General features: G+C 67.3%; 8 protein-coding genes. 1 reads left to right on the top strand and 7 read right to left on the bottom strand.

Translation table 11 applies throughout. From position 1 onward, the window contains the following. Nucleotides 1-154: 154 nt before the first annotated feature. From ACFWFR_RS03420 to ACFWFR_RS03400, 5 genes are all read right to left on the bottom strand, one after another. Entirely contained in the window at nucleotides 155-5,053 is a 4,899-nt protein-coding gene (locus tag ACFWFR_RS03420) for a class I SAM-dependent DNA methyltransferase (RefSeq protein WP_377621192.1), read from the bottom strand. Continuing rightward, nucleotides 5,053-8,007: a helicase-related protein gene (locus ACFWFR_RS03415; protein WP_377621190.1), complete on the bottom strand. Its 2,955-nt coding sequence runs from the start codon at nucleotides 8,005-8,007 to the stop codon at nucleotides 5,053-5,055. Before ACFWFR_RS03415 ends, ACFWFR_RS03420 begins: the two co-directional genes overlap by 1 nt. Nucleotides 8,008-8,119: 112 nt before the next feature. Next, nucleotides 8,120-8,359: a hypothetical protein gene (locus tag ACFWFR_RS03410; RefSeq protein ID WP_377621189.1), complete on the bottom strand. Its 240-nt coding sequence runs from the start codon at nucleotides 8,357-8,359 to the stop codon at nucleotides 8,120-8,122. Between the two features lie 19 nt (nucleotides 8,360-8,378). Continuing rightward, a complete protein-coding gene (locus ACFWFR_RS03405; protein ID WP_377621187.1) occupies nucleotides 8,379-13,610 on the bottom strand; it encodes a DEAD/DEAH box helicase in 5,232 nt (1,743 codons plus the stop codon). 12 nt (nucleotides 13,611-13,622) lie between these two features. After that, a complete protein-coding gene (locus ACFWFR_RS03400) occupies nucleotides 13,623-16,637 on the bottom strand; it encodes a hypothetical protein (RefSeq protein WP_377621185.1) in 3,015 nt (1,004 codons plus the stop codon). 247 nt (nucleotides 16,638-16,884) lie between these two features. Between ACFWFR_RS03400 and ACFWFR_RS03395 the strand changes: the two genes are divergently transcribed. Then, on the top strand, nucleotides 16,885-18,723 hold the full coding sequence (locus ACFWFR_RS03395; protein WP_377621183.1) for a DUF262 domain-containing protein: 1,839 nt from the start codon (nucleotides 16,885-16,887) through the stop codon (nucleotides 18,721-18,723). On the opposite strand, the gene ACFWFR_RS03390 is transcribed toward ACFWFR_RS03395, so the two are convergent. Both ACFWFR_RS03390 and ACFWFR_RS03385 read right to left on the bottom strand, forming a co-directional pair. Further along, nucleotides 18,675-19,091, bottom strand: coding sequence for a very short patch repair endonuclease (locus ACFWFR_RS03390; protein ID WP_377621181.1), 417 nt, complete (start codon nucleotides 19,089-19,091; stop codon nucleotides 18,675-18,677). The two genes, ACFWFR_RS03395 and ACFWFR_RS03390, sit on opposite strands and share 49 nt — an antisense overlap. A 78-nt stretch (nucleotides 19,092-19,169) precedes the next feature. Next, a partial coding sequence (locus ACFWFR_RS03385; RefSeq protein ID WP_377621180.1) for a DNA cytosine methyltransferase occupies nucleotides 19,170-19,992 on the bottom strand: 823 nt, incomplete at its 5' end.

The following is a 19,992-nucleotide window of genomic DNA, read 5'->3' as shown; positions in this document are numbered from 1 at the left end:
GGTGCGAGCGAACAGCGAGGCGAGCGTCCGTATCCAACGACCGGTACATCAAAAGATCGCATCGGTTGATCAGTCGCTTCACGTCCACCGTCGCGGGTGTGGGCATCTTCATGCCCTTCTCCCCGTGTTGAGCTTAATCGATATGTTCGATCCGTCAGGATGGCGCGCGTTCCGCGAGGCGGAGTTCGAACTCCGCGTACGCGATCCGCATGTCCTGCTCCCGGTCGAGGGTCTCGAACGGGAGTTCGTAGACGTACTCGACACCGCTGCCCGGGTGGGTCGCGGTGAGCTCGTCGTGCGAGTAGCGGCCCTCGTTGCCGCCCTTCTTGCGCCAGAGGGTCAGGACGCTGTTGGGCACGATGCGACCGTTGACGTCGAAGTGGTCGCGGTTGCGGTCGTAGCCGTAAAGCACCGGGAACTGCGTGCGGTAGATGGTGCAGAGCTCGTCCGCCGTGAGGCCCAGGGACAGGGCGACCAACGCATCGATCTCCAGGAGCGCCTGACGACGGTCCTCCGCACGACGCAGCGGCGTCGCGGGAGTCCAGACCGGCCCGACGTCGCCGAGGTCCATGAATCCGGAGCGCTCGGGCAGCCCGGTCCAGGAATCATCGGTGAACGCCGGGTCGAAGCAGTCGGCCCAGAGGTGGGCGTAGGCGTCGGTGACACAGTTGAGGCGGAGCGTGCGGAGGTGAAGTTCCGAACGAAGCGGGCCAGGCTCAATCAGAGGCAGCCGCGACGCCGTTCCAGACCGGATCGTCGACTTGGGAGCAATGCGGATCGCGAAATCAGACACGAGCGACTGGAATGTCGCAGCGACCGTGACCAGGGTGGACGGGCGCTCGGTCGGCATAGCCATCGAGTAGATGCCGTCAACATGAGCGGCGCCGGGGGGAATAACTGCGGGGATCAGAGTCCGTTCTCCCGTATTCGCTGCCATGCACCGCCAGGCGAGGCGGTAGAAGCCTCGGGCCGAGACCGTTTCCGTCCGGATTCGGGTGCCGTCGGTGTCGGTGCGGTGCTCGACGGCACGCACGTACTGCGGGTCGGCGGTGGGCACAACGTCAAGGGCGGAACCGTCCGGCGCCTCGCGCACCTCGCGGGTCCAGTGCGTGTACGCCGCGTCGTACGCCGCGCGGCTCCCCCGTGGCTTGTACGACGTCGCGGGGATGGTCTCGGGACCAAGCTCCTCTAGGTCGACGGCGGTCCAGTCCGTGTTGTGAAGCATCGTCGGGTTGGGCTGCTTGTACTGAGGGGCGGCCACGCCGAGATGTGAACCCTGAAGGATCGCCTCCTTCCAGGCAGGTGGAGAGCCCCACTCCGAATCGAAGAATCCCTTCGTACGATCGTTCTTCTCATGCCACCCTGCAGAGAAGTGCAGTCCGAGTGACCCGATCCGAGGCGCCATCGCCAACTTGTCGAGCACTGTTGATGTTGCGCGATTGACCGCGTAGACCATGCGGGTCCGTCGCTCTGGGACCTCTGCCGATTCCAGTACCTGATGCCATGTCGCCAAAACATCCTCGTCGACCTTGACGATGCGGGCGCGATGCGGTCGCAGATCCCAATCGCCCTCCGGATCCTTGATACCGGGTTCCTCGCCCGACCCATCATGCACGAGCGACCGAGCAGCCGTGTCGGGGTGATACAAGGATGCCGCTTGGACAAACTCTGGTGAACGCGCTGATCCGTACACGTTGATGCCGTACCGCTTCTGGTGCTGGATCTCGAAGAGTTGAAGCTCGTTGATGAACTGCCAGTGACGCCTCAGGCGCTCATACGTCACCGCGCGGAGCGGACCAGCACTCTCGTCAGTGAAGTGTGACTCCAGGTGGATCAGTGCAGTGATCCCGGCAAGCGACTGATGCCGCCAAGTGACCTCCATGAAACAGCGGTACAGGTCAGGCTGGAGTCCCACGAGATGAGGGAATCCTTGCAATGCGCTCACGAACGCCTTGGTCGCCTCGGTATCGCCGATACTCTCGACGACAAGTCTCTCGATTCCCGCCACACCGAGCCCTGCCTTGCGATGCTCGGCCAACTCCTCGGCCGTCGCCTTGCCCTTCAGTTGCCACCACGGGTCGCCCTCAGCGAGCAGCGCCTCCATGTCAACCATGGGACGCACCCACGGCGGGTTCCCCACCTGGAGGTCGAACCCTCCGCGCCCAGCGAACACCGGTGCGAAGTCGAGCTCCCAGTGGAAGAACCCCTGCTGGGCGGCGACTCTCTCGCAGACGCCGAGCCACGGGTGCGCCTCGAGCACCTTCACGGGGTCGAGCGCCTGCGCGAAGCCCAGGTCGACATCTTCTGCAGCACCGAGCTCGTCCCAGTCGGCCACGTCAGAGAACGTCTGGTCGCCGCCGCGCCAGCGCTTGCCGGTGCCGGTGCTCGTTGCCGAGACCGTCACGCCGACGAGCTTCTGCAGCGCGTCGATCCACTCGCCGAGCGACGGCGGGTCGATCCGGACGCGACGGCGCACCCCGTCGTCCGACATCTCGACCCGCGTGGTCAGCTCGTCCGTGAGTGGCCAGAACCACAGCGCGCACCAGGCGTCCATGATGCGGCGCAGGCGCTGGTACGCCCCGCGCGCGTCGGCAAGGCTCGTCTCGATCTGCTCGCGGGTCACCGCCCCGCCGTCAGGCAGGTCGTCGACGCCCCACACGTCGACCTGCCGGCGGATCTCGGACTCCGCGATCGTGAGCCGCCGCAGCGCGATGTCCCAGAGCTGCTCGACGCGCAGCGCGATGTCGTCGAGCGCCTTGGCCTGCGCGGCGGTCGGGCGCACGAGCACGCTCTTGCGCCACGCCTTGAGCCGCGCGAGCGCGTCGGGCGCGAGCTCCTTGGCCTCCTTCGCCTCGACGGCAGCCCCCCACCCCTCGGCAGGCAGCAGGAAGTGGTGGATCCCGCCGTCCACACCCGCAGCCTCGGAGCCAGGTAGCCCGGGGAGCAGCGACACGTCCCGTGGGATCGCCTTGAGCCAGTCCTTCTTGACGACCTGGTCGCGGCGGAACACCGCGCGGCGGGCGCCGATCAGCGAGTTGCCGGCTCGCAGGTGCAGCCCGAACCACGGCGCCTGCAGCCCCTCGCCCATGGTGTCGAGCCACAGCGAGATCTCGGCGAGCTCGACGGCCGTCGCGTTGAGGTCCACGCCGTACACGTTGTGCAGCGCGATGTACGCCTTGACCTTCTGCAGCTCGCGCGCGTAGGAGTCGGGGTCGATCCGCTGCCCCAGCTCCTCCTGACGGCGCTTGAGGTATGCGGCGCCGAGCTGGCGCACGGCCTCGATCGCGAACGCCCCCGACCCGAGCGCCGGCTCGCAGACCGTGAGGTTCAGGATCTCGCGGGCGGACATCTTGCGGGGGACCTCGCGGCCCTCCCACTCGACCGAGCCCTCCTTGACCTCGTCCGGCCCGATGAGCTCGACCAGGGCCTGGCCCACGGTGAAGCGGGTCAGCACCTCAGGCGTGTAGTAGGACGCCGACTGCTGGCGCTCACGACCCGCGAGCCGGAAGACGAACGTCCCGCGCTCGTGCAGGACCGGCTTCGACTCTCCGGTCACAGGATCGAGGGCCTTGACGAAGTCCTTCTCCTGGATCCCGTCCGCACGACGCGTGGGGACGACCCACGACCCCTTCTCACTGTTGCCGTCCTTGGCGACCTCGTACAGGTCCTCCTCCGCGAAGAAGCCCGTGTAGCTCATGAGGCCCTCGTAGACCGCGCCCAGCTGGTTGATCCCCAGCTCGGCGTAGGAGATGAAGCCGCGGTCCTTGCCCTTGACCTCCTTGCTCAGCAGCAGGTGCTGGAGCACGCGCTGGAGCTCGGCGTTCCCCAGGCCGACCTGATCGATGAACGCAGTCGCCGCGGGGGTGAACAGGTCCGCCTTGAGCGACCTGAACGTCAGCCCCGGCACCTCTGCACCATCGCGACCGGTCTCGCCGCCGTCGTGCCCCTGGTCGACGCGGTGGAACAGCACCGCGAGGGACTCGTAGAGGTGCGTCCCGTGCTGAGCCCGGGGGCTCTCGATCGCCACGAGCGTGAGCTCCCGCAGCCGATCGAGGCTGTAGCCCTTCTCGTACGCCTGCTCACCCGTCGGCAGGACACCCAGCTCAGGCGACGCCTCGGCGTACAGCAGGAAGAGGATGCGGTAGAGGAAGCGCAGCGACTGCTTCGCGAGCGGCTGCGCCTGCACCCCGGGGAGCGGTTCGAGCCCCTGGGCAGCACGCCGGCGCACCACCTCGTTCGCGATGATCTCGATCGAGAGCCGCACACCCTCGCGCAGGTCCTTCGAGACACCCACGGTGTGCTTGACCGACTCCTCGAGTACGCCGGGCCACCAGAGGTTGCCCTCGGCGTCGGGCGCGAGCGACTCCGCACTCAGGCACGTCAGCGCACGATCGATCTCGCCGCCGCGCTTGTCCTCGGCGCGCTCGCACACGAGCTGGAGGTCGACCGCGAGGTAGCGCCCCTCGGCCCACCGCTCCTTCTCGGCGACCAACGCCGTGCCACCGGCCAGGACCAACGCGAAGTCGGGGGCGTCAGCTGCGACGAACAGGTGCGAGAGCAACCGGGCGACCGAGACGATCTGGGTCTTGTCGTCGACCTCGTACGGCGTGAGCAGCGTCCTGTCGGCCTCGCGCGGGTGCAGCGCGTCGCCCTTGGCCAGCAGCACCTCGGCGTCCTTGACCGCGACAGCCTCGATGATCGCCAACGGCGGGTCTGCAGTCAGCCCGGTCGCACCGATGCGGACCACGGGCCCCGAATGCTGCGCCGTGAGCCCCATCCCGGTGAAGCCCAGGATCTCGCGCAGACGCTCGTAGAGCGCGGGCAGGTCGTCACTGCGACCGCCCTCCTCCCCGAAGCCCGCGAAGGTCGAGAGGAGCTCCCGGCGGGCGTCGGTGAAGCGCGAGCGGACCGTCCCGTTACCTTCCGCCTTCTCGGTGTCCCAGGCCTTGCGGCGGTCGAGCACGCGCGCATGGAAGGACTGCTTGCCCTCGGTCGCGAAATAGTGCTCGCTGATCCAGTCCTCGCCGACGACGATCGCGTCGCTCACGGCCATCAGAGTGCTCCGTCCAGCAGCGGCTCGGCCGACTGCGCGTGTGCCGGCTCGTCGCCGACGATGTCCGTCATGTCTGTGCCCGCCGGGACGACCACCACGAGGGGCCGAACCAGGGTCCGGTCCGGGAGCATCGACTGCGCGAGCTCCGACTCCTCGTTCACGTCCTCACGGCGCCGCTCGAGGTCCTGCCGCTGGACGAGCACGTCGGCCTCCATGCGCCACTTCTTCGAGCGTTCCAACCACCGCTTGACCCTGCCCTCGGTCTCGGCGCGGATCGCGGCGATCTGCTGCTCAAGGGGCGCGGTGGCGGCGCCGACTGCCGCAGCCACGAACGGCTGGAGCCGTTCGGCCCCCACCAGAGCACCCGTGTTCACCGTGGCCAGGCGGAGGGACTCGACGGAGTCCTGGCCACTCTCCCTCACCTGCGCGAGGGCGAAGCGCGCGTTGGCCACGTCCGGGAAGACCACGTGCAGGTACGACGTCGCGACGACCTGACCGCGCTTGTTCGTGAGCGTCGCCTGCAGCAAGACCGTCAGTTCCTCGACGTCTCCTCGCACCGCGAACACCTCGTCGCGGCCGAGCTTCGCGAGCGCACGGTCCGCGGCCCAGTCCACGATGGGGTGCAGCGGAGCGAGGTAGTGCGCCTCGGGCCACGTCGAGGTGGACTCAGCGTTCTTCGCCTGCTCGATCTCGCGCTTGCCGCGCGCGGTGCTCGTTGCAAGCCGGAGCGTCTCGGTGACCCGGCGAGCGGCAAGGTAGGACTGCGGCAGCACCTCGAGCCGCTGGCGCAGGTCCCGCGGCGGCTCGATGCTCACGATCTGCTGCTGCGGGAACGTCTTCCAGGACACCCCGCCCTTCACGACGGGCAGCCCTGGGGTCTCGAACGCCTCGAGGAGAGCGTCCTCCAGGAAGCTCAGCTCGTCGTCGTACACGCCTGAACCGCCGCTCGAGGAAGGGGAGGCGGACGCCTGGGGCGACGCTCCGCCGTCGGGCACCGCGCTCTCGCTGCCCAGGCTCATGAGGCGGGCCAGGAAGCCCGCCGGGCCGGCGCTCGCCGCGACCTCCTCGACCGTGCTCACGACGTCCTCGAGCCGCTTGCGCCCCCGGATGACGTCGCGGATCGCGTCCTCCTCGGCGACGACGTCGTACGTGCCCATGAGGGACGCGGTGTCGCCCAGCGCCTTGTGCGCCTCGTGCTCGCGGGCGACCAGCTTGGTCAGGACGTGGAAGTCACCACCGAAACGCCCCTCGGGGCTGAGCAGGAGCGTCGTGATCTGCGGCTGGTGCTTCTGCCCGTACCGGTCGATACGACCGTTGCGCTGCTCGATCCGGATCAGGCTCCACGGGATGTCGAAGTGCACCAGGTGATGGCACTGGCTGTGCAGGTTCACGCCTTCCGAGGCGACATCCCCCGTGACCAGCACGCGGATCGGCGACGAGGCGAGCTTGAACGAGTCGACGATGTCCTGCTGCTCGGTGTCGCTCAGACCGCCGTGCAGGACCCCGACCTGCTCCTTGCTGAGGCGCAGGTCCTTCATGAGGCGCTGCTGGAGCCAGTCCAGCGTCGCGACGCGCTCCGCGAAGACGACCGCGCGCATCCCGCTCGCCGGGCCCACGCCGATCTTCCGCAGGTGCGCGAGCAGGGCGTCATACTTGCCCGACGGCGCACTCAGCGCCCGCTCGGCCAGGTCCTGCAGCGTCTCGAGCGCCGCGCGCTCCGTGGCCGCTGCCGGGCCGTCGCCCAACCGCTTGAGGCGCTCACGAACGCTCGCCGCGAGCGCCGCCGGGGATGACAGGAACGCCTTGGCCAGCGTCCACGGGAAGAGGCTCGCCGTCTTGCCCGAGTACGGGCTGACCCCGCCCTCGGGCCACAGCCACGTCTGCTCGAGCTCGCGTGCGATCTCGTTCTCGACCGGCGAGGCCGTGACCTCCTGGTTGTCTGGTTCCAGACGCTCCGCCCAGTCCGCACCCACCACGCTCGCGACGTCCGGGTGGTGCCGGTGCCGGCGGATGATGAGCCGCTGCACCTCGTCCTCGACCAACGTGCCGTCCGGCTTGACCGCGCTCGGCTCGAGCATGCGTACCAGCTCCGCGAACGACTCCGCCTTGCCGTTGTGCGGCGTCGCCGACGCGAGGATCAGGGCGTCTGTGCGCGCCGCGAGCAGCGTCGCGAGGCGGTTGTTCTGCGACGACGTGTTGGTGACGTTGTGCGACTCGTCGATCACGACCGCGTCCCACCGCTGCTTGCGCAGGTGCGCGACGTACTTGTCGCTCTTCAAGGTGTCGATCGAGATGATGACCCGCTTGAAGTAGGTGAACGGGTTGCGGTTCGCCGGTAGCTTCTGACGGATGCGCTGGATGCCCGTGCTGTCCAGGCGCACGAACGGGAGCGCGAAACGCGTCCACAGCTCGAACTGCATCTGCTCCAGGACGTGCTTGGGCGTCACGACGAGGATGCGCTCGCCCCTCCCCCGCCGGACCAGCTCCGAGAGGATCATGCCGATCTCCAGGGTCTTGCCCAGACCCACCGCGTCCGCCAGCAGGATGCGAGGACGCAGGTTGTCCGGGTCCAGCGCCTTACGGACCGCTGCGAACTGGTACTCCAGAGGGTCTGCCAGGGCGCGGTGCGCGGTCGTGAGACTCGGGTCCGCGATCGGCACCGGCGTCTTGCGGAGCATCGCCTCCAACCACAGCCGCGTGCGCCGGTTGCCCTTGGACGCGTCGCCCTTGACCTGGGTGGCTGCTGGGTCGGCCTGATGGATCGTGTCCAGGGCGGTGCTGAAGGTGGCCTCGGTGTCCCGGACCAGCTCGGACAACCCGACGACGTGGACGAAGAACCCGTCCGCCGCCGGCTCGACCCCCGTCACCAGCCAGTCCTCGTCCCTGACGACGACCACAGAACCCGGGGCTGCGTTGAAGGTGGAGACGGTCCTCACGGACACGGTGGTGCTCATGGTGCGGTGGTGCCCCTTAGACGGCGGGAAGGAGGACGAAAGGGTCCAGGCGGATCGTACCTGGCGGGTGGTGGCGGAGGGCGGGGTGGCGGCCCCGAGGCCGGAGCAGACGTCAGGAGATGCTGGGGAATGCCGACCGCAGGATCGCGACCAGCTCGGCTGCCCTGATCTCGTCCAGCTGGATCGACTGACTGATGGTCCCCACATCCTTGCGTTGAGGTGACCCGTAGGTGTCGAGCTGCAGCACCCGCTCGCCGTCCCGGCTGGAGATGCGCCAGGTGCACTCCGACTCAGAGTGCGGTCGGGCCCCCTGGAGCGGAGAGAGCGGCGAGAGCGAGACGAGGAACGCCATGACAGGCCCTTCCGTGGGTTCAGGACACGAAGTAAGTAAAGACACGGTCTGGGCGCGCCCGCAGGGTGCGGGCATCGGTCCACCGCACGGTGCGGCCCTCCGCCCGCAGGAGCTCCTCGACGACCGTCTGCTCGTCGTTGAAGTACGACGAGTCCGCTGACCAGAGCGGGTGCCCGACGGGAACTGCGACCCGGCCCGCTGACAGGACGACGACGCCGGCGGTCTCGTCCACCGAGAGTCCCTCGACAGCTTCGCCGAACGCACTGACGAACTGACCCGCTGACTGGTGGGCTACGTCTGCCCACCTGTCAGCGGGCAGATGGCGACCGAGCGCCAGGTCGGTGACGTCAAGGGCTAGGCGCCAGTCGAGCGCTCCGTGGAGGTGACGGTTGTCCCACGAGCGCAGGCAGTCGGGGCACGAGGAGTCGCACTCGCTGTGCGCCCGTCCCGCCCACGTCAGACCTACTTCGTCGGCCAGCCGCTCGAGCACGTCGCCCAGGCGACCGCCACCCAGCTCCACGGCATAGCCTGCGCCGTTCTCCAGGGTGTCCGCGACGTAGACAGCAGCCGTTCGGACACCACCGACAGTCCGAGGCTGGATCCCCACGACCAGCTCGGAGGGATCGATGTCCAGCTCGGCCTGGCACCCGCGTCGGAGTGCCTCAGCGAACGAGAGCATCGCCGACTGCCCGGCGGCAGCGATCGACCGGTCGGTGGGCACGACACCGGTGACGAGCTCAGCGTCGCGGACGAGCATCAGTGTCGCATCGGTCACCCTCACCTCGCCGATCGCCGCTTCGTCCCGCTTGGCCATCGACCCAGGATCGGTGCCGACCACGGGGACGATCACCGACTTGTCGGAATGGGAGTACATCGGGAACAAGCGCCCGTTGTTGTCGTTGATCGTCAGCAGCTTTGCCTGCTCAAGACCCCAGACGTCGAGTGCCCCGTACCGCCCGTCGGGCTCGCCCGGGTCGAGCCACGCGAGCACCGGGCGGGACGCTGTCGCGGCGTCGCGGTCTTCGATCGCCCCGTCCTTGCGATCAGGGTGCGTACGGAAACCATCCGGCTGATAGACCTTGATCTCGCGCACGGGCCCAGCGCAGACCGGGCACGTCTGCCAGCGGTCGGCCACCGTCGACGCGCCGCACATGGTGCACCGGACGAGCGACAAGGACGAGCGGAGCGGGTCCACGCCGTAGGGCTTGTTGCCCGCTCCACGCCTCCAGGCCGAGAACCCGTTGACGGTGTATGTCCAACCGTCGCGAACGATCTGAGCCCCAGGGGCGAACAGCGAGACCGCCTGGCCCAACGGGCGGTCACTGATCTCGTTGGCCGTCGACTTTCCGTCGACCTCGGTCCGGTAGAGATAGCGCACTCTGGTCGGGAAGCCGAACATCGGCAACGTGCCCGCGTTGGCGAGACGTTCACTCAAGGAGCGCTGCGTGTGCACCTCCGACTCCGCCGCCTCATCGACCTCGAGCACGAGATCACTGCGTACCCACATCCCGATCTCGTCGACCTCGTCGTCCGACAGCCCCGTGAGGCGGCTCAGCCGCTGCACGACCGAGCCCACCTCCGAGCTCGCCATGAGCCACGCCTCGACCCCCGGTCTGTACTTCGGCCACTCGTCGAAGTCACCGAAGGCTCCGTGGACGTTGTCTCCCCGTGGCGCTGGCGGGTCCGCGAGGGTTGCGAACGCGCGGCGCAGCACCTCGGCGGCTACCACTCGCCGGAGGATCCTCGCGCGGCCCATGTCCAGGAACGGCTGCGGCGGTCTGTCCCCGGTGATCCTGTGGGAGTTCGCGAAGTAGTAGTCGTCATGCGACCGGTCACGGCACAGGGTGGCCGCAAACGAGAAGGCCTGCCCTGAACGTCCCGCTCGTCCGACTCTCTGCTGATAGTTGAAGCGCTGAGGTGGCATGTTCCCCATGACCGTCGACCGGAGCGAGCCGATGTCGACTCCGACCTCCATCGTCGTCGTCACGCTCAGGACGTCCAGGGGCGTCGCACGCCGGTTCTCCTGGGGTTCCGGTCGTAGCGCACCTCGGAAGACACGCTGACGACGACGCTGCTCCTCGGGCGGTCGCGTCTGACCGGTCAGCTCGGCGACCGCGAGCCGCTGGGGCGCCTGCCCGGAGAGCCAGGCGTAGTAGTCGGCTTCTCCCAGAAGATCGCGCTCGACGTCCGCCAGCTCACCGGAACATCCGGACCTGGTGCACGTACCAGCCGACTCATGGAGGTGGCGTCGGCCACAGAGATCGCACACCCAGACCGTGTCCCCCGCAGGCAGGACGTCCAGGGGAAGGTCGAGCTTATCGAGGTGCACAGTGCCGTGATCCATGAGTGACGCGAGGCGGGCCTCGACCGTCCCGAGGAGCACCTGCCCGTCGAGGCCCGCTCGCGCGGCAGCACGCGTGACGTAGTCGACCACAGCCTTCACCTGCGACTGAGACTGAGACTGAGACGCGCGGTCCTGTGGCATCCAGCGGTCTGCCGCGAGCATGATCCTGAGCGACGACCGAACGATCTCTGCCAGCGTCGGATCCTCGTCGACTGCGACCGAGCGCGGGAGCAAGGACGCTACCAACGTCTCCTCAGAGTCCCTGTCGGAGGATCCGAGCAAGACCTGTCCCATCGATGCCACCAGGCCATCGCGAGACATCTTCTGCAAGCCTTGACGTTTCGTGACGTCCGCGATCGGGACCCACTCCCCCGCGACCGGTGGCTCGAAAGCCTTGAACCAAGGCGTGCCGTCGTCGAGGGTGAGCAACGATGCTCGTGGGCCGCCAGGTGGGACGCCGATCTCGACGAATCGCTGGCTGACGTGATCCACGAGATTGGACCAGGGCCTGGCGGTGCCGGCACTCCATGTCTGCTCGAACTCGTCGATCATCCGGTGGTGCGCGGGCCCCGCCATGCCCAAGCTATCCAGCATGTACGCCTGGTTGAGCGCGAAGTAGTCCTTCGTCAGCTGGCCGTATCTCGCCAGGTCCGCCCCGCTGAGCTCGCCCCGAACCCCTGCCCTCATCAGGCGGGGAAGGTCCTCCGCGGGAGACGCGAGAGCCTGCTGGACGAGCTGGCGCAACAGGTCCGCGTAGTGGTTCATCGACAGGCCGACTGCCATGCGAGCTGCGTCGTCCCGTGAGTCGGTAAAGACGATCGTCCTGCTCGAGTCGCGGTCGTCGCCTAGCTCGCGAAAGATCTCCGAGACCAGCAGCTGGGCCGCTTGGGTGGCGCCTTGGGTGTTGGCGCGGATCGCGGAAGCAACACGGCCGGAGTCGAACCCTCTCTGCCGACGTGAGTGTCCACACCGAGGGCAGTGTGATGGCAGAGCCGGCGGCTGCCAGGACTTGTCCGGCCCCGCCCACGTCATGACGGTCCCCGTCGGGGTCTCAGAGTCCAGGTCGAGGTACCCGCTGCGGGGATTGAGGTGAGCGGCGGCGAACGTGAACTTCCAGGATTTCTTGCCGGGACCTGTGTGCTGCCAGGACACACCGATACCGTCCCGTCGCGGGAGATACCACCGATACTCGCTCGTGCTTCGTTCGTAGACGAACTTGGTGCGCTCAGCGTCGACCTCCGACGGGTCGACCCCGAGGAACGCCTCCTCAGGCCCGTACGGTTGTGCGAGGACGTGCCCGCCGAGGCTCGCATCACCACAGTTGCCGCAGTAGAGCAGCTCGAGCACGCGTCCCCCGCAGGCGCACTGCCGCACGGGCCGGGCGAACAGCCGCCCGACACCGGGAACCTCTCGAGCGCTCTCAGCAGGAATCTCAGTGCACGCCGGGTCGGAGCACGCCCACATCCCGCGCATCGTCCTCATGAAATAGTGCGCGCGGAAAGGGATGGGTTCCGCCGACGGCGTTTCCCCGATGAGCGACAACGCCTTGGTCACCTGCTCCTCGGTCCCGCCAGGCCCGAACGCCCGCGCGGCGATGTCCCCGAGTGCCGTCGCCCTCGTCTGACCGCTCGCGTCCCGGCAGGCCTCGGCAATGATCGCGTCCAGCGGCTCCTCACTCACTCCTGCGAGCGCTTGGTCCGCATCGACAGGCAGGGCGACGTCCACTGTCCGTGCGCTTCCGGAGATCTGCGCGAATGAGTCTCGGGGAACTCCGAAGAAGCGCTCGAGATACTCCCCGGAGTCCGAGTCGAGCGAGGCGCTCGTGCCGATCACCCTCAGCTGCGCGGAGTCTGGCGCGAGGCCGAGACGCAGCAGAAGGTTGCGGAGGATCAGCGCGACCTCAGAGCCTTGGGTTCCTCGATAGAGGTGCAGCTCGTCGACCACGAGAGTGAAGACGTTGGCTGGGTCTTTGTCGAGCCAGGCCTTCGTCTTCTCGAAGATCGGCTGCTCCATCTCGCGCATGAGCATGATGTTGAGCATCGAGTAGTTGGTCACGAGGACGTCAGGAGGCGTCGAGACCATGTCCCAACGGGTGAGGAGCTCGACCCTCCGAGGGTCTGAGAGGAAGTCCACGATGTCAGGGCTGCCCGTCGTCAGCGAGTCGTACTCGGTGACAAGCTCCCGCATCGCCTCTGCGACGGACGCGACGACCGGGCTCTTGCTCGTCAGAGGAGGCATCCTGGTCCCCCCCAGGGCCGCGGACGTGTATCGCCCGAACCAGAGCCTTGGGCCACCAGCGTCATGGATGCGCCGCGCCGTGCGCCGGAGCCTGGACATCTGGTCCTCGACGAGCGCGTTCGTCGGATAGAGGACGAGGGTCCGTACTGCAGCGTCGCGGTTCTCCTGACGCACAGGTCGCCAACGCAGTGGGTTGCTGTCCCACCAGGGCTGGGCAGCACCTGTTACCGCGGGCCACTCACGTGACTCGAGCAGTAGTCGCGCAAGGACTGGCAAGAGGAAGGACTCGGTCTTTCCAGAACCCGTCCCCGACGTGACGACCGGGTTGGTGACACCGCTCGCCCGCATCGCGACGCTGAGTGCTTCGGCCTGGTGCCCCCGGAGCTTGAGCCCGCCGGCGGACGCACCGAAGAGCCCCTCGACGAGCCAGGCAGCCTCGTGCGGTTCGAGGCCGACAGCGGTACAGGCCTCGACCGCATCGACGACGCCGTCGTACGGCAGCACCGGCTCCAGCAACGGGCTCGGCACGAGCGGGACCTCACCGGAAAGAAGCCGTCGGCGTTCCTGGCGCAGGGATCCGTCACGGAGATAGAAGGCGGTGTCGATGTACCGAAGAAGCGTCTCCTCGATACGAGACCCCACGGTGACCGGGTTCGGCTGCGATGCCACGTGTCGGGCCCTTCAGTTGGTGAGCAGGTAGGTGATGCGACCGACGACCTCAGGAGAGACGTCGCCGTAGACGAGATAGCCACGTCGCTTCTGGGGTGCCCGACCGGAGTCGAGGACGACGGCTCGTTGGTACAGACCGGGCAGGTTCGCTCCGAGCGGTACCGCGAGATCCCGGCTTTGAGGCGAGTATGCGCTCAGCGTCCTGCCGACCGTCATCGCCGTCGCCGCATGCTTGACGAGGTAGACATCCCCCAACGCCGCGGTGTCGTCGGCGAGGTCAGCCTCCGTCCGGAGGTAGTAGGTGGTGCTGTACCGCCCGACCCGGTAGGCCCCTGGGCCCTCCATGCCGACGACATCGACCCACGAAGCACGCGTCGGGTCGAACCACTGGGTCTCTGCGTGCGCGCCTGCCCTGCGACGGGGAAGGCGTGCGACGACCTCGCTGAGTCGTGGGAGCGCCCCGGCGAGCGCCAGCCCAGCACGCCCAGGCAGGATGACCTCACCGATGTCCAGCCACTCGAGGAGCTCAGCGCTGCCCGCCGACGTCCCCCAGAGAGTCGGGCCCGATTCCATCGGGACCGGATCCACGCGGTGACCGTGCTCTTCAGCCGCCCCTTCGAGCCCCGCGATGAGCTCATGGCTCCAGTACCCCGTCAAGACACGCTGACCGCCCGCATCGACGATCGTCGTCGGACAGACCTCCCAACCCTCAGGTGCCAGGGTCTCGGGTGACCGCCGGATCTCGATGTGGCCGAGCGCCTCCAACGTACTGATGAACTCCGTGATGAAGACCCGACTGGGATCAATCTGCCGGGCGATGCGTTCCAGGGTTGAGATCGGCCCCCCACCGGCATAGCGCAAGGCGTCGAGGGCGATATCCCAGTGATCGTCGACTGTGAGGTCGTCGTGCAGGACGGAAGGCAGCACTGCGACATCGACGCGAGGCACCTCGGCCCGGGCCCGGTTGCGTTCGTGCTTCTTCTTGTTTCGCCAGAAGCTCGAGGAGTATCGCTTCTGGAGGTTGCAGTCACGGCACGTCCCCATGCTCGACGGCGCGAGCGGCCGTCCCTGCGTGTCAACGGGTACGTATTCAACGTCGAAGTGGTGACTGCCAGTGTAGAAGCACGACTCGAGATCGGGTCGAGCCAGCCTGATCGATCGCGTTCGTTCTTGATCGGTCGCGGCGCGCCACCACGGTCTGGAGTCAGGCAGGGTCGACTCGAGCCCGGGATTCGTCGCTCCCTCCTCCAGCAGCACACCCTGGACCAGTGGCCCGGCAGCATCCTCAGGCCCGGCGCCGACGGCGGAGAGCGCGTCACCCAGTCCGTGAGCGATGGACGGTGCCCTGCTCCAGAGGATCTCGTCGGGGGTGTCGGACGATCTGAGCGAGAAAACCTTCCGGCTACGGATCACTTCCCCGATCGAGAGCTCGACCGCATACTCACCGTCCTCGAGGTCGAGGCCGTCCAACGCCTGGACGACCGACCCGGTGCCGTCGTCGGGCCACTCCTCCAGCTCTTGCGGTTCAGCGGCTTCCCCTACTGGACCGAGGTCGAACAGCTTGACGGTGAACGGCTCGTCCGAGTCCGTGACTGCCCGCAGCTCGGGCGGGCTCATCACGTGCCACCTGTTGCGCAGGTGGCCAGGGAGCGAGAATCCTCCAGCGAGCTTCAGCTGGCTGCTGGTCAGCGGGATGAGTGCCCGAAGGTCCGTCTTCAGGTTCTCTTCCTTGAGCGGACGCGAGAACACCTCGATGTCTCGGACGAGGGTCCAGCCTTCCGGCACTCCATCGAGCGAGCCCTCCTCGGTCCATCCTGGGCGAGCTACCTCGTTCAGGACGGCCGAGGCCTCCTCCTTGATCCGGTCCGCCACGAGGACGATCACGTCATCGCCCATGAGGACCTGCTTCACCTCAACCCAGGAAGCCGTCAGATCGTCCCGCTTGAAGACCACGAGACCGCGCGGGTAACGGGTCACGGTTCCTGCCAGCTCGTCCTCGATGGTCAGGACGCCTTCCAGAAGGCTCTCGGCGTCAACGAGCCCCGGCTCCGCGAACCCCATCACCCCCAGAGACCGGGCTTCGAGGCGAACTCTCTCGTCCTGCTCACCCCTCAGGACGACCTCCCGAACGAGAGTCGGCTCGGGAAGGAAGAACTGAGGAACCACCCGGAGACTGCGCCGAGGGAACGACTTCAGGCTGAGAGTCAGCTGGGCCCGGCCCCGATTCTCCCCGATCGTGTCGTCGGAGTCCTCGACACCGTTCCACTCGCTCAGCAGCGTCGCCGCCACCTCGGCGACCCGGTCTTGAAGAGACTCCTTGCGCCACAGCTTCACAAGGTGCTGGCTCGCCGGGCTCGGAGTCTGGTCGATCCACGACCCCAGCAGAGGAACGAGCTCCGACGGAGGCAGGTCGGAGCGCGGTGAGAGGTCGAAGTGGGCGAAGAAGCGCTCGAGCCGGCGCCGATCTGCCTCGCGGACCAGGGCCTGAGAGACCGCCAACCCGACGTAGCGCAGGCCGACGGAGTAGGCGGTCGGCAGCCCCCGCTCACCGCCTACGGTTGTGAGCCAGAGATTCAGCCCGCCCCAGAACGGCTCGGCGTCACGTCGATAGGCGTGGCCCAGCTTCTCTGTTGTCCCGCCCAACAGCTCAGACAGGCGGCCGTAGTAGTTGCTGGCCGACATCCCGTCACCGCTAGCCATCCGTTCTGCGGCAAGACTGAAGACCGCAAGGAGGGCGATCAGTGGATACGTACCCTCCCTGGTCCCCGTTCTCCAGTCAGAGAGTCTCGCCCGATGCTCGCGGAACCCGTTTGCGCTCTCGAGGTCAACAGTGCTGGCGACGGCCCGTGCCAGGGCATCCACGACTGCGTCTTCAGCGACACCGGCTCGCTCCCCGATCACAGTCAAGGTCTCAGGTTCGAGATCGATATAGACAGGCGCCGGCGTCTCCTGAGGAGGAAAGAGCACCTCCGCCAAGATGGCGTTCCATCGGTCGTGCTCGCGCCACACGTCGTCGTCCGGCTTCATCGCTGCTCCCTGTGTCCCCGGTCCACCCCCGAAACTCGTGGACAACCTGCACATTAGCCTCAGTAATTGGTCCAGGACAGGTTCGAGTGGGCGAAATCGGGTGGCGCCGCCTGCCTCGACCCTCAGCTGTGGACGATGGACTCGATCGTCCGAGGCTAGGATCGCGCCCGGGGGGGTCGCGCTCGGGTCGATCTCGCCGTCAGCATGAGGGAGAACAGCCGTGCACTACCGCAACGCCATCGTCGATGTGGAAGACCGTATCGATCTCGAGCAGGCCATCGCAGTGGGCCTCGCGTCCCTCTCGGCCTCGACGGATGCCCCCGCCGCGGTCGACCTGATCGCCGAGTTCGAGGGCTCGGACGTGAGTTTTGAGCAAGGGCTCTGGCTCGATCGCGTCATCCAGGTCCAGGAGTGGCTCCGCCTCTCTCGTCCGCTTGAGCCCCTGGCGCCCAGCGCAGCTCTCGCGTCGCAGCTCTTCAGCGACCTGAGCGTCGACAACCCGTCCGAGGCCTTCGTCGTCGCTGGAGACGAGGTGGCGCTCACCGATCTCGGTCTCGACCTCCTCCGTGACCGGGTCGACCGCGCGGTCTTTCTCCGTGACGCATTCCTCGACGCACTCGAGTCCGGGAACCGGACGTCCGCGACGTCGGCATGGATCGCCGCGTGGGACGAGACCGTCGACGAGACCGTGTCTGGGCCGATCATGGCCAAGGCCGGCATCTGGTCGATCCATGACTTCGCGTCCCGCGCCAAGTCTCGCCGTCTTGACCTGAGCCCGTCCTACCAACGCGGAGACGTCTGGCCGACCCGGGACGCCCAGCTTCTCATCGAGTCGATCCTGCGTGGCATCCCGCTCCCCTCGGTCATCATCTTGCGGCCCAAGACGGTCGGGGAGGCCCCCTACGAGGTGGTCGACGGGAAACAGCGCCTCACATCCATCCTCCGGTTCATCGGCGCCCACCCGACCGCGATTGCGAACGTCGAGCGTGCAGGCCGGGAGAACCCCGGTTTCGAGCTGACTTCCCTGTTCCGCACCGACTACCCCAGGTTCCGCACCGCCTGGAAGGACGCGACGGGCGAGGCTCTGACCAGCACCAGAGAACGTGAGCTGTACTTTCCGTACAAGCTCGGGAGCGCGTCGGCCGGGCTCGCAGGAGAGCTCTCCGGGCTCGCGGGCAAGTACTACCACTCGATCCAGGACGACATCGTCAGGGTCGGCGGAGAACGCGTCCAGGTCCGGGACATCTTCGAGTCGACGACCGACTACAAGGTCCCCGTCATCGAGTACACCGAGGCCTCGCCCCGCCAGATCCACGAGGTCTTCAGCCTGTACAACAAGCAGGGGAAGCACCTCAACGCCGAGGAGATCCGCAACGCCGTCTACCACGAGCTCGACCTCATGCGGGCGCTCGCAGCAGCTGCTGGGGACGGGCCGCCCCTGGAGATCGCTGCGCCGTTCCTGCTCCCCGACCGGTCGATCATCGAGAAGATCAGCGATGCCCTCGTGGACTACGGCGTCAGCGACGCGCGGTACCGACGGACGAAGATCCTGTCCTGGCTGTTCTCGATGATCTTCGTCGAGTCGGTCAACGAGGACGACGAGCCTCGGCGGCTCTCGACTGCTCAGCAGATCAACTACCTGCTCGACCGTGCGCAGACTCCTGGCGACCCCATGCGTGACCGAGCACGGGTCACCGATGCCCTTTCCCTCATCTCGAAGGCGATGCAGGCACACCTGGCGGCCGACGCCTGGGCCGACACCTTCAAGGACGGAAAGAACGGAGACCGGTGGCAGGACCTCCAGCTCGTCGCCAGCCTCCTGGGGGTCACCCTGGCCACTGCTGCGCTCGGCGAGCAGGTCGGCGAGCGCATCGCTTCGGTGGCCCCTGATCTCCGACGCCTGACGAGCGAGGTCTGGATCCGACCGAAGAAGACGCAGACGTCGATCCAGTGGGAGTACATCGCACAGGTTGCCATCGGGATCGTCCGGACGCTCGGCGTCAGCCCGGACGAGGTCGACGGCATCATCCGGGACGGCTACGTCTTCTCCTCCGTCCGGGCGCTCGGTCTCGTCGCCGAAGCCTGAGACGCGCCGACTGCCGCGCGCACCCGATCCGCGGCCTCTTGGGTTGGTTCGTGCTCCCACACGCGGACCACGAACCAACCCAGCTCTGCGAGCACACGATCCGTGTCGGCGTCGCGCGCGCGGTTCGCAGCGAGCTTGGCCGCCCACCACTCGCTGTTCGCGCGGGGCCGGGTTCCATGCTCCGGGCAGCCGTGCCAGAAACAGCCGTCGACGAACACGGCTAGCCGGATCCTGGTAAAGGCGATGTCGATCGTCCGACGACGTTGGCCCGGGACCGGGTACGCGACCCGGTACCGCAGCCCAGCCGCGTGGAGCGCCTTCCGCAAGGCCACCTCAGGGGCCGTGTCACGTCGACGCGCAACCCTCATGCGACGTGACACGGCCACCGACGAGCTGCCGGGGTGCCCGGGGACGCTCTGCGGCTGAGGCGCCTTCATACGAGACGCTCAGGCGGCGTCGGCCGCGGTCCGGACGCCATCGGCAGGTGCCGGTCCGAGATCGAGTGCGGGCTGATCGTGCTGTTGCGTCCGACCGGCGATCGACTGCTGGCAGGCCGTCACCAGAGGCCTAAGCTTGGGGTGAAGCCCCTGCTTCTCGAAGTGTTCCATGAAGCGAGCCAGCGCAAACTGCACCGCGCCGACGTGCACAGCGTTTCCGAGTTGCTTGTAAGAGGCCGCGTCCCCCCTGCCAGCCTGGTCCATAGCTTTCGACACGGCTGCAGGAAATCCTTGGAGCCGGGCAGCTTCAACTGGTGTCAGCCTACGCATCTCCGGCCCGTAGATCGGCGTCTGGCTGATCGCGACGAGCGCCGGCGCGTACGTCGCCTTCTTGACGCGGATACCTGAGGGACGCATCTGGATCAGGCACTCCGAGAGACTCATCGCATCCTGAGCCTGCCACTCGAACTTCTGACGACTCGGCTTGAAGTCGCAGATGGCGTCCGCAGCCGAGTCCGCTTCCTTCTTGTACCTCTCGAAGAACTCGATGTTCTTTCGCAGGAAGTCGTGCTTCCATTCCTGACCTTTCTCATCCGCCTCACGACTCTGCTGACTGACCCAGCTAGACTCGCGCGCACGGAACCAGATCGGGTGGCCGGGCAGACGACGCACCTCGTCATCCTTCGTCAGTTCGCGATTCGCCACCACGTCGCGCACGAACCCGTCCCACGTCTCGATGATCCCGAGGTCGGGCTCCTTGAGCTTGTATCGATCAAAGTTGGCGACGTGCCCTTCGGGCAAGATCACCGATTTCACCGGCTCGTCGCGGTAG

Origin of the sequence: Oerskovia sp. NPDC060287 (assembly GCF_042726775.1) — a bacterium.
GTDB classification, from domain to species: domain Bacteria; phylum Actinomycetota; class Actinomycetes; order Actinomycetales; family Cellulomonadaceae; genus Oerskovia; species Oerskovia merdavium.
The sequence above is the reverse complement of the archived record's forward strand: the minus strand, read 5'-3'. Positions and strand labels throughout refer to the sequence as shown.